The sequence below is a fragment of the Pseudomonas sp. XP2 genome, from assembly GCF_053557975.1.
The window spans coordinates 1-1,860 of sequence record NZ_JBNRIK010000065.1 but is presented as its reverse complement, the minus strand read 5'-3'; the positions used below and the strand labels follow the sequence as shown (position 1 = coordinate 1,860).

General features: G+C 48.4%; 2 protein-coding genes and 3 pseudogenes. All 5 read right to left on the bottom strand.

The window, feature by feature from the left end; genetic code table 11:
- Nucleotides 1–262, bottom strand: a 262-nt coding sequence (locus tag ACK1VC_RS28895; protein ID WP_449118191.1) for an RHS repeat domain-containing protein, incomplete at its 3' end; no start/stop codon positions are given.
- Nucleotides 211–446 (bottom strand): annotated as a pseudogene (locus tag ACK1VC_RS28890) (PAAR domain-containing protein). The pseudogene ACK1VC_RS28890 and the gene ACK1VC_RS28895, both read right to left, overlap by 52 nt.
- Nucleotides 447–500: 54 nt before the next feature.
- Nucleotides 501–968 carry an Imm26 family immunity protein gene (locus tag ACK1VC_RS28885; protein ID WP_175444067.1) on the bottom strand — a complete coding sequence of 156 codons (468 nt, stop codon included), beginning with the start codon at nucleotides 966–968 and terminating at the stop codon, nucleotides 501–503.
- A pseudogene (locus ACK1VC_RS28880) lies at nucleotides 965–1,582 on the bottom strand (RHS repeat-associated core domain-containing protein); the annotation flags it as partial. The pseudogene ACK1VC_RS28880 and the gene ACK1VC_RS28885, both read right to left, overlap by 4 nt.
- A 21-nt stretch (nucleotides 1,583–1,603) precedes the next feature.
- A pseudogene (locus ACK1VC_RS28875) lies at nucleotides 1,604–1,860 on the bottom strand (hypothetical protein); the annotation flags it as partial.

Genomic DNA, 1,860 nt, shown 5'->3' with positions numbered 1-1,860 from the left:
CGTGGTGGATCGATGAGCCGTCCGGGCGAGTGTGCTGCAGCAGATTGCCGCGCTCGTCGTAGGCATAGACATCGCTACTGCCATCGGTATGAATCGTGCTCTGTGAGGTAATGGAATGCCGGCTGATTAGGCGGTGATCCTGGGTGGCAGGGCGACAACAGGCATGTTGCTGAAATGCCTGTTGGTAGCCTGTTTCTGGATTCAATGGAATCAGCGATGGACGATGCCGTGTGATGCACTGGCAATCAAGCTTGCCCCGCATGCGATCTTCATGCCGTCTAGTGCCCGTTGACGCGGTAGGTGTCACTGCCCTCTATGATGGGAAACTGACCTTTGCATAGTGGGCAGAAAACCATGTTTCCTTTGCCGGCAATCAAACGTCCGTTTAGATTCGTGTTTGGAATAGAGTCAATGACTTCTCCGCCGTGGTCGGTGGGAATCCCCAGTTCTTACAATTTTCTTCATGATTTGCCTCTTGTGTTCAGCTTGATGGGCTGGGCTCACTTGCTGTCATGGTTGTTCAATATTTTGAAATTTTTTGAAAGCTCAAGAATTCTTTCGATAAGTGACTCGCTATTTAGCTTTATGAGTGGCGGAAGTTCGTCGAACTTTCCAAAGGCAGTGGCCGGAATGAACTGCCCCTTTGATACTACTAGGCGAATGTCGGGTCTGATTTCAGAGACCTGCTTCCTAGGGGGGGGCCATGATGAATCTTCGTCTGGAAATGGAATGCTTATGACTTTTGGCCACTCGCCGCTCTCCATGGGCTTTCGTATGGTCAGGACATCTTCGTAAGAAGTTAGATTGGTTAGGTCTGTAGCATCTATTATTATTTCTCTAGAGATTATAGGGAGAATAGCTATGTCAGGATCTTGATAGGCGCGGATATAGCCGTAAAGCGCTTCTCGTTTTGATAATGGAACTGCGAATATATCTCCTGCAACAATTTTAACTTTTCTCGTTTTCATTTGGATAGGTGCCTCTCGCCGCATTCTATGTAAGTCGGTTTATTTTTGTTTCGCTCCCCAATGGGATTGTTCTGTTTGGTTGCTCTGTCTCCGAGCTGAACCTTTTCCATGTGCTCAATGCCCCTTACCGCTGCATAAGAGTCTGTGGTATGTACGATTGTTGCAGAGCTTAGGTCAATTTTACGGTGGTGACCGCCGCTAAAGCGTCTACTAAGAACGCTTGCTGGTACCCCATAGCCTGAGGCTTTTCCTGTGTAGATTAAAGGGTTTCCGTCTGCGTCCTTATGCTTTGGGTCTGGAGCTTGATATACGATGTGCGTCTTGCCGTCATCGGCGCAAGGGTCAATCTCGGTCGGACAGCAAGAGGGTGCGACTTTTTTCTTAAGCCCATATGGATCAATCCACTGGACTGGGTTGTCTGCAAAGACGAAAATGTTTAGTCCGCCTGAGAAACCAATCGGATCTTTGCTTACAAAGCGGCCAGTGTTTGGATCGTAATATCGGTATCTGTTGTAGTGGAGTTTGGTTTCGATATCGAAATATTGACCCTGGAAGCGTAGCCGGAAATTCGTTGTGAGTTGATCGTCTGTACTTTTTGGCTGGATTGTGGTTGCTCCCCAAGCCTTAAATTTTCCTTACCATACCAACTTTCCGCCTTTATCGGTTACTTCTGATAATGTGCCGAGCTGATCACATTGGTGCCAGTTAAGAGTATCGAATGATTTCGGCGTTGGCTGGTGCTGCCAAACTGGGTCCCCATCTATGTCATATGGGAAATCATAGCTCGGCTGATGCAGCATCTCCTCAATATGATTCATCACACCTTGCGCGACCGGAATGAAGGTCCCTGGCTCAAACACGTAATGCGTGGTCCGCCCCTTGCCATCCCGGC